Below are 18,171 nucleotides of genomic sequence, written 5' to 3'. Positions count from 1 at the left end.
CTAGTGTGCTTTCCAGCTCGTCGTGAAGTGTCGGTGAAAGGGAATTCGGGTGCCGATCGAGAACCTACTGCGTACTCTTCTCGACGAGCCAGGCGTAGCCGGTGCCGCCCTGGTGGACGCGGTCACCGGACTGGTCTACAGCGCGGTCGGACATGCCCCGGACGCCGAGGAGTGCAGCCGTTTCGCCGTTCTCGTCGACGACCGCCTCCAGACGGCGGGGGCTCGGGGAGAGCTGGAGAGCATCGTGGTCACCGGTGCCCACCACCAGGTCGTGCTGCGGGTGCTCTCCCGTCAGGGGGACCCGCTGCTGCTGGCGGCGGCACTGGAGCGCGGGCCCGCGAACCTGGCACTCCTCGCGCGCCACATCGAGCGCTGCGGCGCGGCGGTGACGGGATGAGCCGGCACGCCAGTCGCCCCCGCAGCCTGTTCGCCCTGCTCGAAGAACTCCATGAGGAGCGGTGCACCGGGACCGTGGTGGTGACCGGCAACCCCGGTGGGCGGGTCCATCTGCGTGCGGGACGGATCGGTGCGGTGGAAACGCCTGGGGCACCCGGTGCTGAAACGATCCTCCGGAGTTCCGGTCGCATCGCCGAGGAGGCCTGGAAGGCCGTCTCCGCGCAGGCCGGGGCGGAGGAGGGCCGGCTCGCCGCCGACCTGGAGGGGGCCGGCCTGCTCACCCGCCCGGAGTTCGACGTCGTCTGCGCGGCGGCCCTCTTCGACGGCGCCTTCGCCCTGATGGTCAGTGAGCTGGAAAGCGGAGAGATCACCGAGGCCGTGCCCGTCGCCTGGGCGGGACCGTCCTACACACCGAGGAGGGTGACGACCGAGACCAAACGGCGCCTTGCGGTGCTGGCCGGCATGTGGGGCGGGCCGCCCACGGAACTGGCCCGTCTGCGGGTCCGTCCGGCACCGGGGCTGCCCGCACGGATCCCGGACCGCTACGCGACGGTGCTGCGCGCCGCCAACGGACGCCGCACCCCGCGCGACATCGCCTTCGCCCTGGGCCGCGGCACCTACGCGGTGATGCTGGATCTCGCCCGGATGAACGAGCTCGGACTGGTCCACCACGATCGTCCCGCCCCGGCGGGCGGCCGTCCGAGCACCGCGCCGCGCGACCCCGGACAGGGCCCCGCGGACGCCGGCACACCCGTGGCAGCGGACTCCGCGCTGCCACGGCGGACACCGGGTGCACAGCATCCGCACCGAACGGTCAGACGATGATCCCGGTCGAACACGACGCGGCGGCGGACGACGGCCCGTCGTCCCTGTCCGTGAGACTGTCGCCCGGCGAACCCGGGGGCGACGCCCGCGCCGGCCGCCCCCTCATCGCACGGCGCGTTCCCGGAGCCGCCGTGAAACGGCCGGCTCCCGGGGACCTCGCAGACCACCAGCCCGACGTCCTGCTCCTGATGCGTGTCCGAGCAGGTCTGAGGCGTCTTCTCTGAGGCAGCCCGTAATGCGCCGCCCCTCACCCCACCAAGGAGCATGCATGTCCAGCGTCCCCACGCACGCACCCGTCCTCGAAGTCCTGGCCGCCGTGCGCGAGAACGTGATGGGAGTGATCGAATCGGTTCTGTCCACCGTGGACGGACTCCTCGTCGCCGCCGACGCCGAGACGGTCCACCCCGAGTCCGTCGCGGCCCTGTCCGCCTCCGCCCACAGCCTCGGCCGACGTCTGGCGGAGGAGGCCGGGGGAGGAGGGCTGCGGCACCTGGCCACGCGCAGCTCGGGGCGCCACATCGTGATCGAGGCCGTCGGCGAGAGGGCGCTGCTCACCGTCATCGGGGACGAGGGTCTGGACGTGGTCGGACTCGATCGCGAACTGCGCGGAACCATCGAAAGGCTGGAGGCCATCCTGCAGGGCGACGCGTCCACCTGACCTCCCGCATGAACATCGTTGGCACCGGGCCCAGTTCGGCGACTTCGCTGACCGCCATGAGCCCGTCGCCGAAGAGCGATTCCATGACTTCCGTGCCGGGTGTTCGTTCGGGATCCGCGCAGGCCGCGCGACATCCTGTGCCATTTCCTCGCCGCCGTTCCCCAGAAGCCGCGGCCGGTCCTCCCGGGTCTCCCACGCGGCGCCGAGCCGTGCCTCCTGGTGCGTGTCGAGCCGGCGCAGAAGGCGTTCGCAGCTCATGTATTCGCTGTGGACTGGGAGGCATGCCGAGACCCTGATGTGCGCATGAGGGCCACCGCCTTCCCCTTCGTTCGTCCGGAGGGGCACCCCGCCGGCCTCAGGAGGCCGGTCCGCCGTCGCGCACGGGCCGCGTCGATGACGCGGGCGCACGGGTCCGGGCTCGTTCCGGCATGCCTGGCGGACGAGGTCCCCGGCCGCGGCCGCGGTGCGGCGCGGGGGCGCCCGGCGGAGGGTGAGCGCTCAGGAAGGCTGAGCGTTGTGGATCCTGCCGCCCCCGGGCGGGCCAAGACCGCCGGTCCCGTTCGCCCTCGACGGGTGGCGGTCCCGGCCTGCAGCGCAGCCCCGCACCGCGCCTCGGGGGTGGGGGGTGACGGCGCGAACCCCGCCAGGCGCCGGCGGGGACGGCCGCTCCCGTGGTCAGGGGGCCGAAGCCGCGAAGGTACTGTGCGCCGATGACCACACATTCGAACACTTCAGCGGGTTGGTATCCCGACCCCAACGGAGCCGCCCGGACACTCCGGTACTGGGACGGGTCGCAGTGGACCGAGCACACGGGGCCGGCCCAGCAGGGTGCCGAGCAGGCCGGGTACGGCGTTCCCCCGCAGGCCGGCGGGCACCTGCCGCAGCAGTGGGCCGCCGACCCGAAAGTGCAGCGCCAGGTGCAGCGGCGGGCCGGGGTCGCGGCCGCCGGCCCCGGTGGCGGCACCCTGTTCACCGAGCCGGTCCTGGTGGTGAACCAGAAGGCCAAGCTGGTCGAGGTGACGAACGAGTACACGATCATGGACCAGAACGGCCGGCCGATCGGCTCGGTCACCGAGGTAGGCCAGGGGAAGCTGAAGAAGCTCCTGCGCTTCGCCACCAAGTGGGACCAGTACATGACCCACAAACTGGAGATCCGCGACGTCTACGGTCAGCCGCAGCTGCTCCTGACCCGGCCGGCGAAGATCTTCAGGTCCCGGGTGATCGTGACCCTCCCGGACGGCTCGGCCGTCGGCGAGATCGTCCAGCAGAACGTGTTCGGCAAGATCAAGTTCGCGATGAACGCGGACGGCCGGCAGGTCGGCGCCATCAAGGCGGAGAACTGGCGGGCGTGGAACTTCGCGATCGTCGACCACGCGGACAACGAGGTGGCCCGGATCACCAAGACCTGGGAAGGCCTCGCCAGAGCGGCGTTCACGACCGCGGACAACTACGTCCTGCAGATCCACACCCAGCTGACCGAGCCCCTGCTGAGCCTCGTGGTGTCGACGGCCCTGACCGTCGACACCGCCCTCAAGCAGGACTCACGCTGAGACGACCGGTCCGGCCCCCGACCGAGCAGCACGATCACGGTGGGCACCGCGTCACGACGCTGCCCACCGGTACGGCGGGGACGCCCGGCCGTACGGCCGCGGTGCCCGTCGTACCGTGCTGTCATCCGGAGTCCTGCGGCGCGGTCAGCGGGCGGTCGTTCCGCAACTCGTCGAACAGCCGGGCCGACTTCCTCCTGTCCCACTTCACCACGCTTCCCTTCGGGGTGGAGATGCCGACACCCGAGACGGGGACGTTCAGCTGCGCGCCCCGTCCCGCGGACACGCTCTTCACCGCGCGGAACATCGTGACGAGGCCGTCCAGGCTCATTCCCTTGTCGACCACGAGACTGCCCAGGCCGGCGTGCAGTGCCGGAAGGATCTCGGTGGGGTCGAGCAGGGTGCGGGGCCGTGCGGCCCGGTGGGCGAGCGCCGAGAGGAACTTCTGCTGGTTGCGGGTGCGGCCCAGATCCCCGTGCGCCTCCTGGTGCCGCTGACGGACGAAGGCCAGCGCCTGGGCGCCGTCGAGCAGGTGACAGCCCCTGCTGAGATCGGCGCCCGACTTCTCGTCCCTGACCGCGTGGTCCAGGCACATCCGCACACCGCCCACGGCGTTCACGATGCCCACGAAGCCCGCGAAGCCGATCTCCACGTAGTGGTCGATGTGCAGGCCGGTGTTGTACTCGACGGTGCGGACCAGGAGTTCGGGACCGCCGTAGGAGAAACTGGCGTTCAGCTTGTCGTGCGTGGGCGGCGGGGTCTTGCCCGTGTCCGGGTCGGTGTGGCGGGGGATCGTGACCCACGAGTCGCGCGGCAGGCTGACCATGCTGGTCCCCTGGGCGCCCGTGTGCAGCACGATCATCGAGTCCGTGCGCCGGCCGCCGCCACCCCCCACGTGCAGGTCCCTCACCTCGTCGGCGGAGAGCCCGTCGCGGCTGTCGGAGCCCACGATGAGGTAGTTGGTGCCCTTGCCCGCGGGGGGACGCACCCCGTAGGCGTCCAGATCGACGACGTTGTCCAACTGCGTGTCGGCCCATACGTACGTACCGGCCACCCCGGACACGAGTGTCGCCAGCACGACGCACACGATCGTTCGCAGCTTCCTGCCGCGCCTGCCGGGCCGGGCGTGCGCGCGCCGGGGGCCGTAGCGGGAACTGGGGCGCTCGGCGAAACGGCGGAGATCGACGACGGGCCCGGTCCGCGCCCCCCGGGGCTGCTCCCGGGGCGGATCCTTTCGTGCGCTCATCGTGCCGGCACACTCCAGGGCGGACGGGCCTGGCCGGGCTCGTCCAGCAGGTACGGATCGGCCGTGCCGCTGCGCTCCATGCTGTGCCATCTCAGGCGCGTGCCCAGCAGCGCCGTGACGACCGACTGGATGACCACCAGATACATCAACTGCCGGTACACGAAGATCTGGAGCGGCAGCACCCACAGGGTGCCGAGCCGCTCGCGGTCGAGGCGCAGGGCGTACCCGGCGGAGAGCATCTGCGCGGCGAGGAAGCCGAGCCAGATCGCGATCGCCCCCGCGGGGGTGCGGAAGAGCACCCCGTACAGGGCGAAGACGTCCGCCACCGGCGCGCACAGCGGCAGCACGACCTGGAACAGGGCGAGATAGGCCAGCGCGCGACGGCCGAAGCGCCCGGCCGGTCCGGTCTCGATCAGGGCGCGGCGGTGCTTCCACATCGACTGCAGCGTGCCGTAGCACCAGCGGTAGCGCTGACGCCACAACTGGCCCAGGGTGTCGGGGACTTCGGTCCAGGCGACGGCCGACTCCTCGTAGACGACGCGCCAGCCCGCCCGCCACAGCGCCATCGTCAGGTCGGTGTCCTCGGCCAGGGTCTCGTCGCTGATGCCGCCGATGCCCCGCAGCGCGTCCCCGCGGAAGGCGCCGATCGCGCCCGGCACGGTAGGCATGCACTCCAGGACCTCCAGCATCCTGCGGTCCAGGTTGAAGCCGATGACGTACTCCAGGTGCTGCCATCTGCCCAGCAGGCTCCGCCGGTTGCCGACCTTGGTGTTGCCGCTGACCGCTCCCACGGCGGGGTCGGCGAGCGGCTGGACGAGGCGGGCCAGCGCCTCGGGCTCGAAGATGGTGTCGGCGTCGACCATGACCACGATGTCGTGGCGGGCGTGTGCCAGACCGGTGTTCAGGGCCCGGGGTTTGCCCGCGTTGGGCTGCCGGACGACGGTCACCCGGGCGTCGCCCACGGCCTCCGCTATGGCGGCGGTGGCATCGGTCGAACCGTCGTCGATCACGATGATCTGCAGGTCCGCATGGGTGGAGGCGAGCAGCGAGCCGAGGGTGGAGGCGATTCCGGCCTCCTCGTTGTACGCGGGGACCAGCACCGTGACCGGGTCCGGGACCGGCCGCGGCCCCGGCGCGCCGGTCCGGGCGGCGTGTTGTCTGCGCACATGGGCGCGGGCGAACAGCACGAGCATCAGCAGTCGCAGGACGCCGAGCACACCCGTGGCGGCCAGTGCCCACGCCATCGCCGCGGCGAGGGAGTGGCCGAGCCGCTGCGTCACCATCAGTCCCACGCCCTGTGCGTGCAGGCGTGTGGCGGCCGGGCGGACCGCCGAGGGTATGCCGAGCCCGCCGCTGACGGTGGTGAACCGCGACACCCGAGGGTCCCGCAGCAGCGTGCGGGCCTCCCGGTAGCCGAGGTCGGTCTGGCTGAACTGCGCGACGACACCCTGCCCGGGCCCGCGGGTCGGGGGGTCCGCCGCGACGATCAGATAGCCCTGGGCGGCGGCGTGCTCGGCAGCCGTCCACTCGTCTCCGCAGAGCGTGTCCGCGGACGTGGTGTGCGGCAGCCTCAGCAGGGTCGTGCCGACGTCGGCCGCACCGGCCAGAGCCGTCTGGGTGAGGGACAGTTCCAGCCGGGCGCGGACCGGTGACGCGGCGCCCAGGTCACCGCCGGTGTAGGTGTAGGAGCCGATCTCGTGACCCTCACGCACGATCCGACGGGTCAGCGCCGGATACCGGGCCGCCAGCCTTCCGTACACGAAGAACGTCGCGTGCACGTGGTGCCGGCGCAGCAGGTCGAGCAGCCGCGGGGTCCACGTCGGATCGGGTCCGCCGTCGAAGGTGAGCGCCGCGGTCCCGGGCGGCACGGAAGCGGTCTGGACCCCTCCCGCTCCGAATCGCAGCACGGGTCTTCCGGTGTCCGCCTCGCGCGGTATCGGGGCGCTGCACGGCACCCGCGTGCGTGCGGCGTCCACCTGGTGCGTGGTCCAGCCCTCGAAGACCAGCGCCACCGCGACGACGGCCAGGACGAGCAGGAACAGCAGCCAGTGGGCGCGCGGTGGACGACGCACGGCGGCGTGCCGGCTCACCGCCGGAACTCCCCTCTCAGTGGCCGCGCCGACCGTGCCGGTTCATCGTGCTCCGGGCCCGCCCCGGTCCCTGGGCGGGCCCGTGCGGCGGCGCGTACGTCGCCGCCCCGTGTCCCCGCGGGCGCGGCAGCGTCGGGGGCCGAGGGTGTCGGTCCGTTCAGGCGGGCCGGGGTCGCCGCGACCGGCCGCCACAGCCCGGCCACCAGGGAGCCGCAGAAGACGAGGTAGCCGAGGCAGGCGGCCGCGATGCCCGTGGCGGTGGCGGTCAGCACCCGCCGGCGCCACCCCGAGCGGTCGATGAACACGGGCCGGCGCAGGGCGCGGCGGCGCCTTCCAGGCCGTGCGGCGCGATGCGACCCGTGCGGCGGGGCGCCGGGTGTCGTGCGGGACCTCGAGGTCCGGGCGCCGCCCGCTGCCGCACGGTGGGCCGGGCGGCCCGTCGGCGCCGACCGCCCGTTGCGGGATTCGCGGACGGGTTGGGGGGTGCCCAGCACAGGCTGCTCCTGATCCTTGTCGCGTGGACGCGACACCTTTGCCGTGTCATGTGCGGGGGCAGAACTGGGCGTCCCGGTGTGTCGCTTCGGGGAGCACTCCCGGAACCCGCTCGCGGTCTCGTGCGGGCGGTTCCGGCGGCGTCCCCCTCGGCGCACACTCGAAGGCACCGGCCCGTACGGGCCTTGTGCGTGACACGGTCGGGATGCCGCCGTCAGCGATCACGCAGCCCCAGACCTTACTAGCCGATCACGTGCCGAACTTGCCCGTTGGCGCCGCCCTTTGGTCCTTTCGGCGCGCCCGTCGACCCGCGGCCCCGGCCCTTGGCGCGGAAAGCCCGACGTGGCCGTACCGATTCGTTTGTCATCCGCACGCGCGGCGGCCCTCAGCGTTCCTTCGGACACTGTCTTTTCGTGCACCGAGATCGAACCGGCCCGGGAAGGCGTGCTGCGAGGTCCGGCGGTTCGCGGCCCGGATGCGCCGATCGCCGAGGCCGAACGGGCTCGCGCGTGACGAGCGTCCCGTGGCTGGACGGGCGCGCCCAGGGCCCCGGCGCCCCCGCCCGGCACACAGAAGGGCTCGGACTCGGTGTGCTGCCGCCCCGGTGCCGGGCAAGGGCCTCACCGGCGGCTCACCCCTCGACGATGATGGTGCCAATGGTCGATTCCGGGCCGGGCCCCTCCGGACGGTCGACCTTCCACCAACCCAGCACCTCCTGGTACTCCGGCTGTGGGATCGCACGTCCTTCGGCCGTCATCAGGCGTCCCTGATACGCCTGGGCGTAACGTGCTCGGACCGAGTAGACGCCGGGTTCGTCGGGAACGACGAGGTCGCACGACACACTTACCCATTCCGCCGGACCCGGGTTGTCCTCCGCCAGCGCCTCGACGTGCGTGCCGGCATTGACCACCTTCAAACCGCCCCCGCTGCGCTGCTTCCCGTTCCATACCGACGCCTGGGCTCGGTCCTGGCCCGCCAGTCCGACGATCACCTGGTTGATGGCGTTGCCGCATCCCGCACAATCGTGCAGCACATCGAAACCGAGCTGGTGGGAACCGCCTCCTCGGACTCTCACCACGTCACCCCGGCCATCGATGCTCACGTTGCGGATCTTGAACCGCGACGGCTCCACCATCTCGGCGCCGTGAGTGGGAGCCGTGGTTCGGTGGACATCGCTGTGGCTCATCTTGTCGCTCATGTGCCAAGTGAACAGGCAGCCACTGACAAGGGCCCGGTCCGCAAGCCTCGTCCCCCGGTGCTGAACGGTTACCAGTTGCCCAAGGCCCTCAGACCGACCCGGGCCGGACGGTCCTCGTGCGTCGGCGCTCGTAGTACGTCGGCCACAGCACGACGAGGACGAGCAGCCAGACGAGGGTCGCGGGCCGGACGTTCGGTGCGAGCGCGGCCAGGAGCAGGGGGAGGGCGCAGCAGGGGAGGGCGACGGCGGGCAGCCAGTGGTTCTCCCGGCGGGCCCTGGGGAGCCAGGTGAGCCCGCTGAGCAGGAAGTACCCGGACAGTGCCGAGCACATCAGCCAGCGGGTGCCGTCGGGGAGCCGGTCGAGGTGACCGACGGCGGCGCCGAGGGCCGCGGCCAGCGCCGCGAGGCAGCCGGACATGAAGCAGTGCAGGGGGAGCACCGCGCGGGCGGGCAGCACCCCTTCGGCCAGGTACGGCACGCCCGCGTAGCCGCGCCGGAACGACAGTGACCAGAGCGCGGCGAGCAGGACGAAGGCCGCGGCGGCGAGTGCCCCGAGGCTCTTGTCCCACTCGGCGTCGGAGGCGGCGTCGATCACCTGGGCGACGCCTTCGCCCAGCACGATGATGACGAAGAGGCCGAGCCGCTCACTCAGATGCTCCGACTGCGACCGGGCCACGGTCAACGGTCCGGCGAAGGGCTGCCCCCGGCGTCGGTCGTCGGACTGCTCACGACTCTCGCGCTGTTCGACGACGTCGCGCGCGGAGACGGCGAACGTGATGTACAGGTCCAGGGCGAGACCGAGGGCCCACAGCCAGTACCGCAGGGGAGCGGGCGCGAAGACGGACACCGTCCACGGCACCACGCCGGCCGAGATCTGCGCGGCGGGCCAGTCGACGAGGACCTCCCGGCGCCGCTGCCAGGCCCGGGTGGCCAGTATCCGGGTCAGCACGTAGGCGGCGGCGAAGATCCTCGCGTGCTCACCGCTCTCGTGCACGCCCGGCACCGCGGCCGCCATGACCGCCAGGCCGAACATCGCCATCAGCACGGTGCGCGTGCGGGTGCCCTCACCGGCCACGTTCGCGTACAGGGTGAAGCAGGCCCACGCGGTCCACAGGGCGAGGAACAGCAGCGCGTAGAGGCCGAGGTCGGCCGGTGCGGGCGCACCGTGGAGCAGGTGTGCGATCTGCGCCACTCCCGCGACGGCGACGAGATCGAAGAACAGCTCCAGCCAGCTGGCGTGCCGCTCCTCCTGCGGGGCAGCCTGTGCCGCCGGTCCCGGTGGAACGTCGTTCACGTCACTCCTCTGCCTGGTCCACGCGTGTCCGCGCCCGGCCGTGCCCCGGCTCCGCGGGAGACGACGCCGTGCGTGGCGGCACACCAGGGCGAAGACCGTGCCGGATCGCGGGGGGACCCGATAGTAAGCGACGGCACCGGGCGGTGCCGCTCGACGGGAGCGACGGTGCCCGGTGCCGCTTATCGTGTGGGGTGAGGTCTGCTCACATCCGGTGTATGTCGTAGTCGCCGAACGGCGCCCACCACTTCTGGCCCAAGCCGCCGTTGCACGCGTACAGCTGCAGGTGGCTGTCGCCGCCGGTGGTGGATCCGCCCCGCACTTCCAGACATCGGCCGGACGCGGGATGGTAGATCTGGCCCCAGCGGCCGAGGACCCATTTCTGGCTCTGCCCGCCGTCGCATCGGTACAGGATCACGGGAGTGCCGTCGGTCCTGCCCCCGTTCGCCGCGTCCAGGCACAGTCCGTTCACGCTCAGGCTGTTGTTCGCGCCCATGGTCCACTTCTGGGCACCGGTCCCGTTGCACGAGTAGATCTGGGCGACGGCGGGGGACTTCCGGCTGCCGGACCGGTCGTCCAGGCACAGGCTGCCGTTCGTCTTCTGGTACGTGACGACGCTCTGGGTGGCCGCCTTCGGCGTCATGCGCACGTCGATGTCGCGCACCGAGGTGTTCGTGTCCGTCCCCGTGTTGCTGCTCACGATCTGTATGCCGCGCAGGATGAAGTTCGTGTCCGGGGAGCCCTTGGGGTCGAGGCGGGACCGGTAGCGCTTGAACAGCTCAGTGACATCGTCATGGACCGAGGCCCATTTCCCGTCCGTCGGACGAAGGTCGGTACTGCGCACCATGACGCGGCAGCTCTTGCCGGCGCACTTGTTGTCCCACACGACACTGTCGTGCCCGGAGACCGAAGACCCGGGCGCGGCGAAGTGGATGACGGACAGTACCTGCGGTACGTCCTTGCCCATGTCGGGATTCTCGAAGATGAAGTCCGTGGTGAGCATCGCGCGGTGCTCACCGGCGCAGGTGAAACCGCTGGTCTTGCGGACCTTCGCCGTGTAGGTGGCGTTCGTCTGCCCGTCGCCCAGTGTCACGGACCCGCGGTCGAGCCCCGGCCGCAGCTGGCTGCCCTGGTAGGTGTAACTGATGTTGGTCTCGTGCAGCCCGCAGCCGAGGCCGGCCGCGTGGTTCCGCATGCTCACCGTCCGGGTGCCGGTATGCGGTGAGAAGGAGAAACCCGGCGACCTGCCCCAGTCGGAGTCGTTCCATCCGTAGGTGCCCAGGTCCCAGGTGGGGCCCTTCGCGTTTCCCCGGGTGAACTCCTTGGTGGCGGCGAAGGAGCCGCAGCCGGCGCTGCTGCTGTGCGACGGATCGGATGTCCGTCCGTCGGGAGGATGCTCGACGAGTCGGCCCCAGCAGGCGTGCGACGGCCCGGGGTCGTACAGCAGGGAGTGCGAGCCGGTGTCCGCCGTCGCCGGCTGGAGCATGGGCCACACGGTCGCCCAGACGAGAGGGAGGGCGGCGAAGACGGCGAGACCGACCTTCGCCCGGCGGGGGAGACGCCGGGTCCGGTGCCGGGATCGCCGGGTTTCCCCGCGAGGCGAACCGGTCTCGGAGGGACGGACCCGCGGGTCCTCCTTCCCGGGACCGCGGCCTTCTCGGCGCCGGATACTTCGGGGCAGGACCGCGGCGAGTCTGAGTCTCAATCCAAACACTCCGGTTGTGGGGGGGGGGTGTGCTGCAGAACGGCTCGAAACAGTCGCGGGCGGGGTGTGCGAGGCGAAGGAGGAAGGCGCCCGTCCATGGATGGGGCAGAGCACCGCACGGGGCCGACCCGCCGTGATCCCCGCTCGCGAATCAAGCACTTCGGCCGCTCGGTGAGGCGATGTTCTAGTCCTGCACCGTGAACAGCGTCAAACGGCCGACGGCCGCGCGAGCGCGAACTCCGGCCCCGGCGAGGGTGGTCGCCGCGATGCCGGCGCCGTCTCGGCGGGGTTCCGGGCCGGTGATCCTCACCCGTTTCCGACCGCGGTTCGACCGCCGGAGAACGGAGCCCGACCGGCGAACCGTGTCCGTGCCTGCGGTGACGTGCGCGGGCCGGGGCCCCTTCACGGCACGGACGGCGCCGCCGTCTCTTGGCGAGGCGTCTCGGGCGGCTTCGGCAGCGGATGGCCGTGACGTGCCGGAGCGTGGCCGGAATCGTTCACTCTCCCTGCACGTTCGACCCTTCCTCCGGCTGCCGTCCGTCGCTGCTCTCCATGGCTCAAATTCGGTACTCGTCACCGGAGTTCACCGGATCGGCAGGCGCTCGGGTCCACCGGGCCGGCAGGCGCCGCGGCGGGGGCGGCGACAGGCTCGACGGAACCTGCGCCCCGTCGGCGCCGACGCGTCCGGGCGCCCGCCCGAGGGGTGAGCGCCCCCATGAGCATTGCGGCACGGGGAAAGTGGTCGTGCGGGTACAGTCCCTCCACCCCGTGGAACATGGAACATCTGTACGTACCGGCTTCCGGCCCGCATTCATCCAACGGCGCCCGTCAGCAAGTCCGTGCTCAGAAAAGTCGAATCGCCTGGAGCCCGCGACGTGTCAGCCTTCCCCCTGCCCGCCCGATTTCGCGCCGCGGCGGCACGCCTGCCGCTCCCGGCGGTGCTCGTCCTGGCGTTCGCCGCGCAGGCCGCCGGTGCCCTCCTCTGCGACATCACCCTGCTGGTGGCCGCCACCGCCATCGGACTGGCGGCGGACCTCGCCCTGCACCGGTGGCAGCCGGCCACCGCCGGCGCCCTCGAGAAGCTCCACGCCACCGTGACCGCGCGCCAGGCCGCGCGGGATCTCATGCTGCTGACCGGCGTGATCCTCATCGAGGAAAAGGACCATGTGGCGAGACACCTGGCTTTCCTCGGCGGTCTGCTGCTCTTCTACGCCCTCCACATCGCCGGGCAGGCGTGCTCGATACTCGTGCGCCGGGTCCGCACGCTGCCGGTGGTGACCCGGAACATCGACACCTCGCCACTGAGACTGAGCCCGGCACCCCCGGCGCTGCTCATGCGCCGTTCCGGACTGCGGCTCGTCTTGTTCGCCCTGCCCTCGACGGCCGGCCTGCTGATCACCGCGGCGACCGGATCGGCCACGTGGGCCGCGGGGGCGATCGCCCTGTCCGTGGCCCTCGAAACCCTGGCCATCGGCGTGCTGGTAAGGCGGTTGACGGCGGGACACCGGCCGGTGACCGGCCAGGAGGCACTGAAGTGGTTCGAGACATGGCTCGCGGAGTACCGGCCGACGGTGGGCCTGTACTTCTCCGGCGGTGCCGACTCGGCCTATCAGGCGAACATGTGGCTGGAGCCGCTGTCCCGGATCGAGGGCCGCCCCGTGATCGTGCTGCGCGAGCGGTCCATGGTGCGCCGGATCGCGTCCACGGACATCCCCGTCGTGTGCCTGCCGAAGGTCGCCGACCTGATGAGGCTGGAGCACTCCACCCTGAAGGTGCTGATCCATCCGTCGAACTCCGGGAAGACCTCGCAGGTGCTGCGGATCCCCACCGTCAAGCACGCGTTCGTCAACCACGGCGAGAGCGACAAGCTGTCCAGCTGCAATCCGTACGCGAAGGCCTACGACGAGGTGTGGGTGGCCGGTCCCGCGGCGCGCCGACGGTACGCCCTCGCGGACGTGGGTATCGACGACCGGGACGTGGTGGAGATCGGACGCCCGCAACTGGACGCGATCCGGCCGTACACCGGCGCGCCCACCGGCCGCGTCACGGTTCTCTACGCCCCCACGTGGGAAGGCTGGGACGCCGACCCCGGCAACACGTCGATCATCGAGGCCGGGGAGAACATCGTCCGCCTCCTCCTCGCCGATCCGGGGGTCCGCCTCCTGTACCGGCCACACCCGCTCACCGGCTCGGTCGATCCCCGGGCGGCGCGCGCGGACGGGCGGATCCGGCAGATGATCCACACCGCCAACGTCGGGCGCGCCGAGCAGCACCCCGGCGAGCGGCCCCCGCTCGAGGCCACCGTGGACCTGGTAGGCAGGACCGCCGAACTGCGCCGGCTCACCACGTCCTCGTGCAGGGCCGCGGCGGACGACACGGAGCGGATGCTGGTGCAGGCGGTCCCGGAACCCGGCCGGGCCGCGGCGGTGGCCGCCGCCACGACCGCCTGGGAGTCGGCGTACTGGGACTCGCTCCCCGCATGGGAGCACCGGATCGTCACCGGCGAGGGGCCGAGCGTCTACGCCTGCTTCAACATCGCCGACCTGCTGATAAGCGACGTATCCAGCGTCGTCTCCGACTATCTGGCGAGTGAGAAGCCCTACGCCGTCGTCAACACCAGCGGGCTGCCCGAGCAGGACTTCCGCGACACGTTCCCCACGGTGCGGGCGGGTGCCGTTCTCACCCCGGACGCCGCCGGGGTACCGGCACTGCTGGAGTCCGTGCGCCACCCCGAGCGGGACGCCTTCGCCACCGCTCGCGCCGAACTCAAGGTGCAGCTGCTGGGCCCCTCCGACCCGCCCTCCCTCGGGCGCTTCAACGACGCGGTCCATGCGCTGTGCGCCCTGGCCGACGTGCACCGGGCGGGCATGGCGGTACGAACGCTCCAGGCTCTGCCGAGGCAGCGGGACGCCGACCCGGCGCTGGACGAGGGCCACGTCAGAAACTGAGCCCGGCTCGCCGCCCGCGCACTCCGGGAGGCGGAACCGTGGTGGGGCGCGGGCGCACCTCCGGTGTGCCGTGAACGGTCTCGGTGTTTTCCACGGGCGGACTCGTGACGAGGCGCGGTCGGACGGTCCTGGGGGAAATCCCTGGTGCGCTCTTCCCCCGTGCCACGCGAGAGTGGACGGCGTTCGCGCCGCTCGGCGAGCGGCCGCTCACCGCGTGGGTTCTGAGCCAAGGGGGTGCAGAGCTTTCACGCGGTGGCGGGCCGGGGAGCGCGTCGCGCAGAGCCCCGGCCAGGGAAGCCGGGGCTCTGCGTACCGCCCTCGTCACGCGTGTCCGTCCGATCCCGGAATCACCTCGACGAGCCGGAGCCGTCGGCGGACGTCGATTGCGCACAGTCGCGTCCCGCTGTCCTCGGCCGCGGAACGAGGCCGGTGTCCCGGGCCCCGAGCAGTCGACACACGTGCACACCTCCCGGACACTGCCCCTTCGTGCAGGAAGTGCGGGCTGGCTGATCATTTGGGCCCGATCGCGGTCTGCTCCTTCGGCTTTCGCTCTACGGTGAGGCTTCCTTCCCTTCCCCCCTCTCCGCGCGACGCCGCACGCGCACCGCACCATGCAAGGAGTCCCGGGATGTCCCACCACCCGCCTCCGGGTACCTACACCTGGCAAGTCCGCTCCGAGCCGCCGTCCTCGCAGTTCGGCCCGGAGATGCTCCAGAACCATGACGACCCGCAGGTACCCCACGCCGTGTACCGCCGGCGGCAGCGGATCATCACGCTCGCCGTGCTGGGCGCTTTCACCGTGTTCCTGCTGCTGTCCGGATGCGCGCCCGGCCTGATGACCCGCCCGGGTGTCGACGGGATCCCGACCGGCCTGCTGCTCACACTCCTTCAGTTCCCGTTGATCTGGCTGGCGGTCGCGCTGTACGAGCACGCCGCGCACCGCCAGGCGGCCCCGCTGGTGGACGGCTCCCCCGATGAGGCGGAAGCGGACCCCTGGCGAGGGATACTTTGATGGACCGTGTTCGCGACGGCGTCTGGAGCGCATCCGCTGCCAGCCACGGCGCCCTCTCCGGCCTTTCTTTCGTCGCGTTCTGCGGCGTCGGCGCTCTCACTCTGATGGTGTGCGTGCTGACCGGACCGGACAGCGACCATCTGGACGAGTTCTACACGGGCTACGGCTCCCCGTCCGCGCTGCGCACCGGTCTGGCCATCGCGGGTGACTACATCTCTGCGGCCACCGTCCTCGGCACCGGAGGAGTGGTCGCCCTGTGCGGCTACGACGGTGTCCTGCTGGCCCTCAGCACGGCGCTCTCGCTGGCCCTGGTCATGTTCCTGCTGGCCGAACGGCTGCGCAGCGCGGGCCGGTTCACCATGGGCGACGCCCTGACACACCGGATGCGGAGCCGCCCCGCACGCATCGCCACCGGTGTGGCGACGATCGCGGCGCTGCTGCCGATGATGCTGATCCAGGTGGCGGACATCGGACAGCTGATGGCGTACATCATCGGCTTCTCCAGCGGCGCGGCGAAAACGGCCTGCGTGGTGGGCCTCGGGCTGACCATGATCACTTTTGCCGCGATCGGCGGCATGCAGGGGACCGCTCTCATCCAAAGCCTGAAGACCGTCATCCTGGTCGGTTCCGGCGTCATCGTCGCCCTGCTCCTGCTGTACCGCTTCGACTGGGATCTCGGATCCCTCCTCGACACGGCGGCAGCACACAGCTTCGACGGACCGGCCTTTCTCGACTCCGGAGGGGAGTTCGGCACCGGGGCCGGGGCCCGCCTCGACATGGTCGTCACGGTCCTGACGGTCACGCTCGGCGTCGCCTGCCTTCCACACAACGTCATGCGCTTCTACACCGTTTCGACCGGTCGGCGGTTGCGCCGCTCCCTGTCCTGGGCGGTCTCCATCGTCGTCCTGTTCGTGCTGGTCATGACAGTGGTGGACCTCGGAGCCACGGCTCTGCTCGGCTCCCGCGCGATCGCGGCCACGGACGCGCAGGGCAACACCGCCTACCTGCTCGGTTCGCGGGCGGCGCTCGGCTCCCAGGTCTCGACCGTGGAGTCCCTGCTGTTCATGCTGGTGACAACGGCCATCTACCTGACGGTACTCGCCTCCGTGGCCGGAATGATCCTCGCCTGTGCCAACTCCCTGGCGCATGACGTGTTCGCGACCCGTGCCCAGGGACTGCCGGCCCGCCGGGAAATGCACCTGGCCCGGTTGTCCGCGGTCATCATCGGTGTACCGACGATCGTGCTGGCCTGCCTGATGCAACAACGCAGCCTGCTGCCGCTGGCGATGGTCTCCATCTGCATAGGCGCGTCCGTGATCATGCCGACGCTGGTGTACAGCCTCTTCTGGAGCCGCTACAACAGCACCGGACTGATGGCCACGCTCATCGGGGGCGCCGCGTCGGTCCTGCTGATCCTGCCCGGCACGAAGCTGATCTCCGGCACCCCGTTCTCCGTTTTCCCGCACGCCGACATCAACTGGTTCCCGTTCACCACCACCAGCATCATCTCCGTCCCGGCCGGGTTCCTCCTCGGCTGGCTGGGGACGGTGATGTCGGGCACCACGAAACCGCGACACCAGCCACGGCACACCAGCGCGGTGCGAAAGCCGCTGGTGTACGGATCGGCGGGGACGGCTGAGCGTCGTCCGGGGCGGTGACGAGCCGGCCGCGTCCGAGCCGCCCGCAAAGCACGGCTCCCCTGCCCCGGCCGACCGGGGCAGGGGACTGCCGGACCTGTTCAGAACAGTTTGCCGCCGTAGTCGGGAAGCTTGAACGTGCGCTCCGCGTGGCCCCCGGTGAGGTCGGTGGCGCTGTTGCCGATATTGGCGATGATCTTGTATCCCTTCGCCTCGATCTCGGCTCGCTTCTCGGTCTTGTAGGCGCTGACGTGGAAGAGATCGGCCAGGTCGGCGACGTAGAGCCCGTCGACCGGGTAGCCCACCTGCCTCAGGTTCCGGTCCGTCAGGGACTCGACGAGCCCCGGACGGGCCGTGACGAAGAAGACGGCCACGCCCCGGGAGGAGGCGTAGCGGGTCAGATCCCTGACGTCCGCCACCGCGGGGACGGGCTGCTCCCAGAACGGGTGGAAGTAGGTCTCCAACGCGGTGTTGTCGACGTCCAGGACGATCGCCTGCCGCTCTCCGCCCGGGTTCGCGGACCTGGCCTCGATCCAGGGACGCGCCTCGGCGACGACGGCGGCGACATCGCTCCTCCAGGTGTCGTAGTCGACACCGGTGGTGGAGACGAGGCCGGCGGCCGCGGGGCGGGGCGAGGCCGCCTCGGCGGCCGTGGCCGTGGTGGCCGGCAGGGCGACGAGGGCGACGGCGGTGACAGCGGTGGCGGACGCGCGGGCGATCTTGGCGCGGGCGGCATGCATGTGGGGGGCCTCCTGGGGGAGCTGCGAGCCGTCATCGGCGCGCAGGCCGTGGCGCGAACGGACCTTCGGACGCCCGCTCATGATGGGGGCCCGGCCCTCACCGTGCTACTCGCCGGTAGGCACTCTTGCGCGCCACGGCCCGGTCTGCTGGGCGCCCTGGCCCGGGTACCCGGGCCAGGAACGCACCCGGCCCTGCGCAGGCGACATGGCGGGGCGGCGGGACCCCGCGCCCCGCCGGCCGCTTCGCGCGGCAGCCCGCTCGCCGGCCCGCACTGCTCACCGCCGCTGAATGGTGCGGCCCTTTTGTGTGGCGTGTAGACGGAAAAATTCCGCTTACCTATCTTCGCCCATGCCGCGCGGAAATCGGAGACTCCGCTGAATACCCC

At 71.4% G+C, this 18,171-nt stretch carries 14 protein-coding genes; 7 read left to right on the top strand and 7 right to left on the bottom strand.

Going from position 1 to position 18,171, the window contains the following annotated elements:
* The first annotated feature begins 49 nt into the window (after positions 1-49).
* The 4 genes from ACZ7FF_RS39155 to ACZ7FF_RS39140 all read left to right on the top strand — a co-directional run bounded on the left by ACZ7FF_RS39155 (position 50) and on the right by ACZ7FF_RS39140 (position 3,429).
* Positions 50-397 (top strand): hypothetical protein, encoded by a 348-nt coding sequence (locus ACZ7FF_RS39155; RefSeq protein ID WP_470818757.1) that lies wholly within the window; start codon positions 50-52, stop codon positions 395-397.
* On the top strand, positions 394-1,221 hold the full coding sequence (locus ACZ7FF_RS39150) for a hypothetical protein (RefSeq protein WP_470818755.1): 828 nt from the start codon (positions 394-396) through the stop codon (positions 1,219-1,221). Before ACZ7FF_RS39155 ends, ACZ7FF_RS39150 begins: the two co-directional genes overlap by 4 nt.
* A gap of 268 nt (positions 1,222-1,489) precedes the next feature.
* Complete coding sequence (locus ACZ7FF_RS39145; RefSeq protein ID WP_470818754.1) at positions 1,490-1,879, top strand: roadblock/LC7 domain-containing protein; 390 nt, start codon at positions 1,490-1,492, stop codon at positions 1,877-1,879.
* A 710-nt stretch (positions 1,880-2,589) separates the two neighbouring features.
* Positions 2,590-3,429 carry an LURP-one-related family protein gene (locus ACZ7FF_RS39140; RefSeq protein ID WP_470818752.1) on the top strand — a complete coding sequence of 280 codons (840 nt, stop codon included), beginning with the start codon at positions 2,590-2,592 and terminating at the stop codon, positions 3,427-3,429.
* Positions 3,430-3,550: 121 nt separating this feature from the next.
* On the opposite strand, the gene ACZ7FF_RS39135 is transcribed toward ACZ7FF_RS39140, so the two are convergent.
* From ACZ7FF_RS39135 to ACZ7FF_RS39110, 6 genes are all read right to left on the bottom strand, one after another.
* A complete protein-coding gene (locus ACZ7FF_RS39135) occupies positions 3,551-4,672 on the bottom strand; it encodes an LCP family protein (RefSeq protein WP_470818751.1) in 1,122 nt (373 codons plus the stop codon).
* Positions 4,669-6,762, bottom strand: coding sequence for a bifunctional polysaccharide deacetylase/glycosyltransferase family 2 protein (locus tag ACZ7FF_RS39130; RefSeq protein ID WP_470818750.1), 2,094 nt, complete (start codon positions 6,760-6,762; stop codon positions 4,669-4,671). The genes ACZ7FF_RS39135 and ACZ7FF_RS39130 overlap by 4 nt, the downstream gene beginning before the upstream one ends.
* Positions 6,759-7,034 carry a hypothetical protein gene (locus ACZ7FF_RS39125; RefSeq protein ID WP_470818748.1) on the bottom strand — a complete coding sequence of 92 codons (276 nt, stop codon included), beginning with the start codon at positions 7,032-7,034 and terminating at the stop codon, positions 6,759-6,761. Before ACZ7FF_RS39125 ends, ACZ7FF_RS39130 begins: the two co-directional genes overlap by 4 nt.
* Before the next feature lie 851 nt (positions 7,035-7,885).
* Positions 7,886-8,452 (bottom strand): hypothetical protein, encoded by a 567-nt coding sequence (locus tag ACZ7FF_RS39120; RefSeq protein ID WP_470818746.1) that lies wholly within the window; start codon positions 8,450-8,452, stop codon positions 7,886-7,888.
* An 88-nt stretch (positions 8,453-8,540) separates the two neighbouring features.
* A complete protein-coding gene (locus tag ACZ7FF_RS39115) occupies positions 8,541-9,746 on the bottom strand; it encodes a low temperature requirement protein A (RefSeq protein ID WP_470818744.1) in 1,206 nt (401 codons plus the stop codon).
* 202 nt (positions 9,747-9,948) lie between these two features.
* Positions 9,949-11,229 (bottom strand): ricin-type beta-trefoil lectin domain protein, encoded by a 1,281-nt coding sequence (locus ACZ7FF_RS39110; protein WP_470818743.1) that lies wholly within the window; start codon positions 11,227-11,229, stop codon positions 9,949-9,951.
* Positions 11,230-12,323: 1,094 nt separating this feature from the next.
* Here ACZ7FF_RS39110 and ACZ7FF_RS39105 point away from each other — a divergent pair.
* From ACZ7FF_RS39105 to ACZ7FF_RS39095, 3 genes are all read left to right on the top strand, one after another.
* Positions 12,324-14,396 carry a hypothetical protein gene (locus ACZ7FF_RS39105; protein ID WP_470818742.1) on the top strand — a complete coding sequence of 691 codons (2,073 nt, stop codon included), beginning with the start codon at positions 12,324-12,326 and terminating at the stop codon, positions 14,394-14,396.
* A 628-nt stretch (positions 14,397-15,024) separates the two neighbouring features.
* Entirely contained in the window at positions 15,025-15,408 is a 384-nt protein-coding gene (locus ACZ7FF_RS39100) for a DUF485 domain-containing protein (protein WP_470818741.1), read from the top strand.
* Complete coding sequence (locus tag ACZ7FF_RS39095; protein WP_470818740.1) at positions 15,408-17,066, top strand: sodium/solute symporter; 1,659 nt, start codon at positions 15,408-15,410, stop codon at positions 17,064-17,066. The genes ACZ7FF_RS39100 and ACZ7FF_RS39095 overlap by 1 nt, the downstream gene beginning before the upstream one ends.
* An 80-nt stretch (positions 17,067-17,146) precedes the next feature.
* On the opposite strand, the gene ACZ7FF_RS39090 is transcribed toward ACZ7FF_RS39095, so the two are convergent.
* Entirely contained in the window at positions 17,147-17,785 is a 639-nt protein-coding gene (locus tag ACZ7FF_RS39090) for an HAD family acid phosphatase (protein WP_470818787.1), read from the bottom strand.
* Between the last annotated feature and the right edge of the window lie 386 nt (positions 17,786-18,171).

This window comes from Streptomyces sp. NPDC037126 (assembly GCF_055605965.1).
The sequence above is the reverse complement of the archived record's forward strand: the minus strand, read 5'-3'. Positions and strand labels throughout refer to the sequence as shown.

Coding starts and splice junctions, on each gene's coding strand:
- ACZ7FF_RS39135 (WP_470818751.1), bottom strand. CDS start 4,672: ATGAGCGCACGAAAGGATCCGCCCCGGGAGCAGCCCCGGGGGGCGCGG.
- ACZ7FF_RS39150 (WP_470818755.1), top strand. CDS start 394: ATGAGCCGGCACGCCAGTCGCCCCCGCAGCCTGTTCGCCCTGCTCGAA.
- ACZ7FF_RS39120 (WP_470818746.1), bottom strand. CDS start 8,452: ATGAGCGACAAGATGAGCCACAGCGATGTCCACCGAACCACGGCTCCC.
- ACZ7FF_RS39095 (WP_470818740.1), top strand. CDS start 15,408: ATGGACCGTGTTCGCGACGGCGTCTGGAGCGCATCCGCTGCCAGCCAC.
- ACZ7FF_RS39090 (WP_470818787.1), bottom strand. CDS start 17,785: ATGCATGCCGCCCGCGCCAAGATCGCCCGCGCGTCCGCCACCGCTGTC.
- ACZ7FF_RS39145 (WP_470818754.1), top strand. CDS start 1,490: ATGTCCAGCGTCCCCACGCACGCACCCGTCCTCGAAGTCCTGGCCGCC.
- ACZ7FF_RS39110 (WP_470818743.1), bottom strand. CDS start 11,229: ATGCTCCAGCCGGCGACGGCGGACACCGGCTCGCACTCCCTGCTGTAC.
- ACZ7FF_RS39100 (WP_470818741.1), top strand. CDS start 15,025: ATGTCCCACCACCCGCCTCCGGGTACCTACACCTGGCAAGTCCGCTCC.
- ACZ7FF_RS39140 (WP_470818752.1), top strand. CDS start 2,590: ATGACCACACATTCGAACACTTCAGCGGGTTGGTATCCCGACCCCAAC.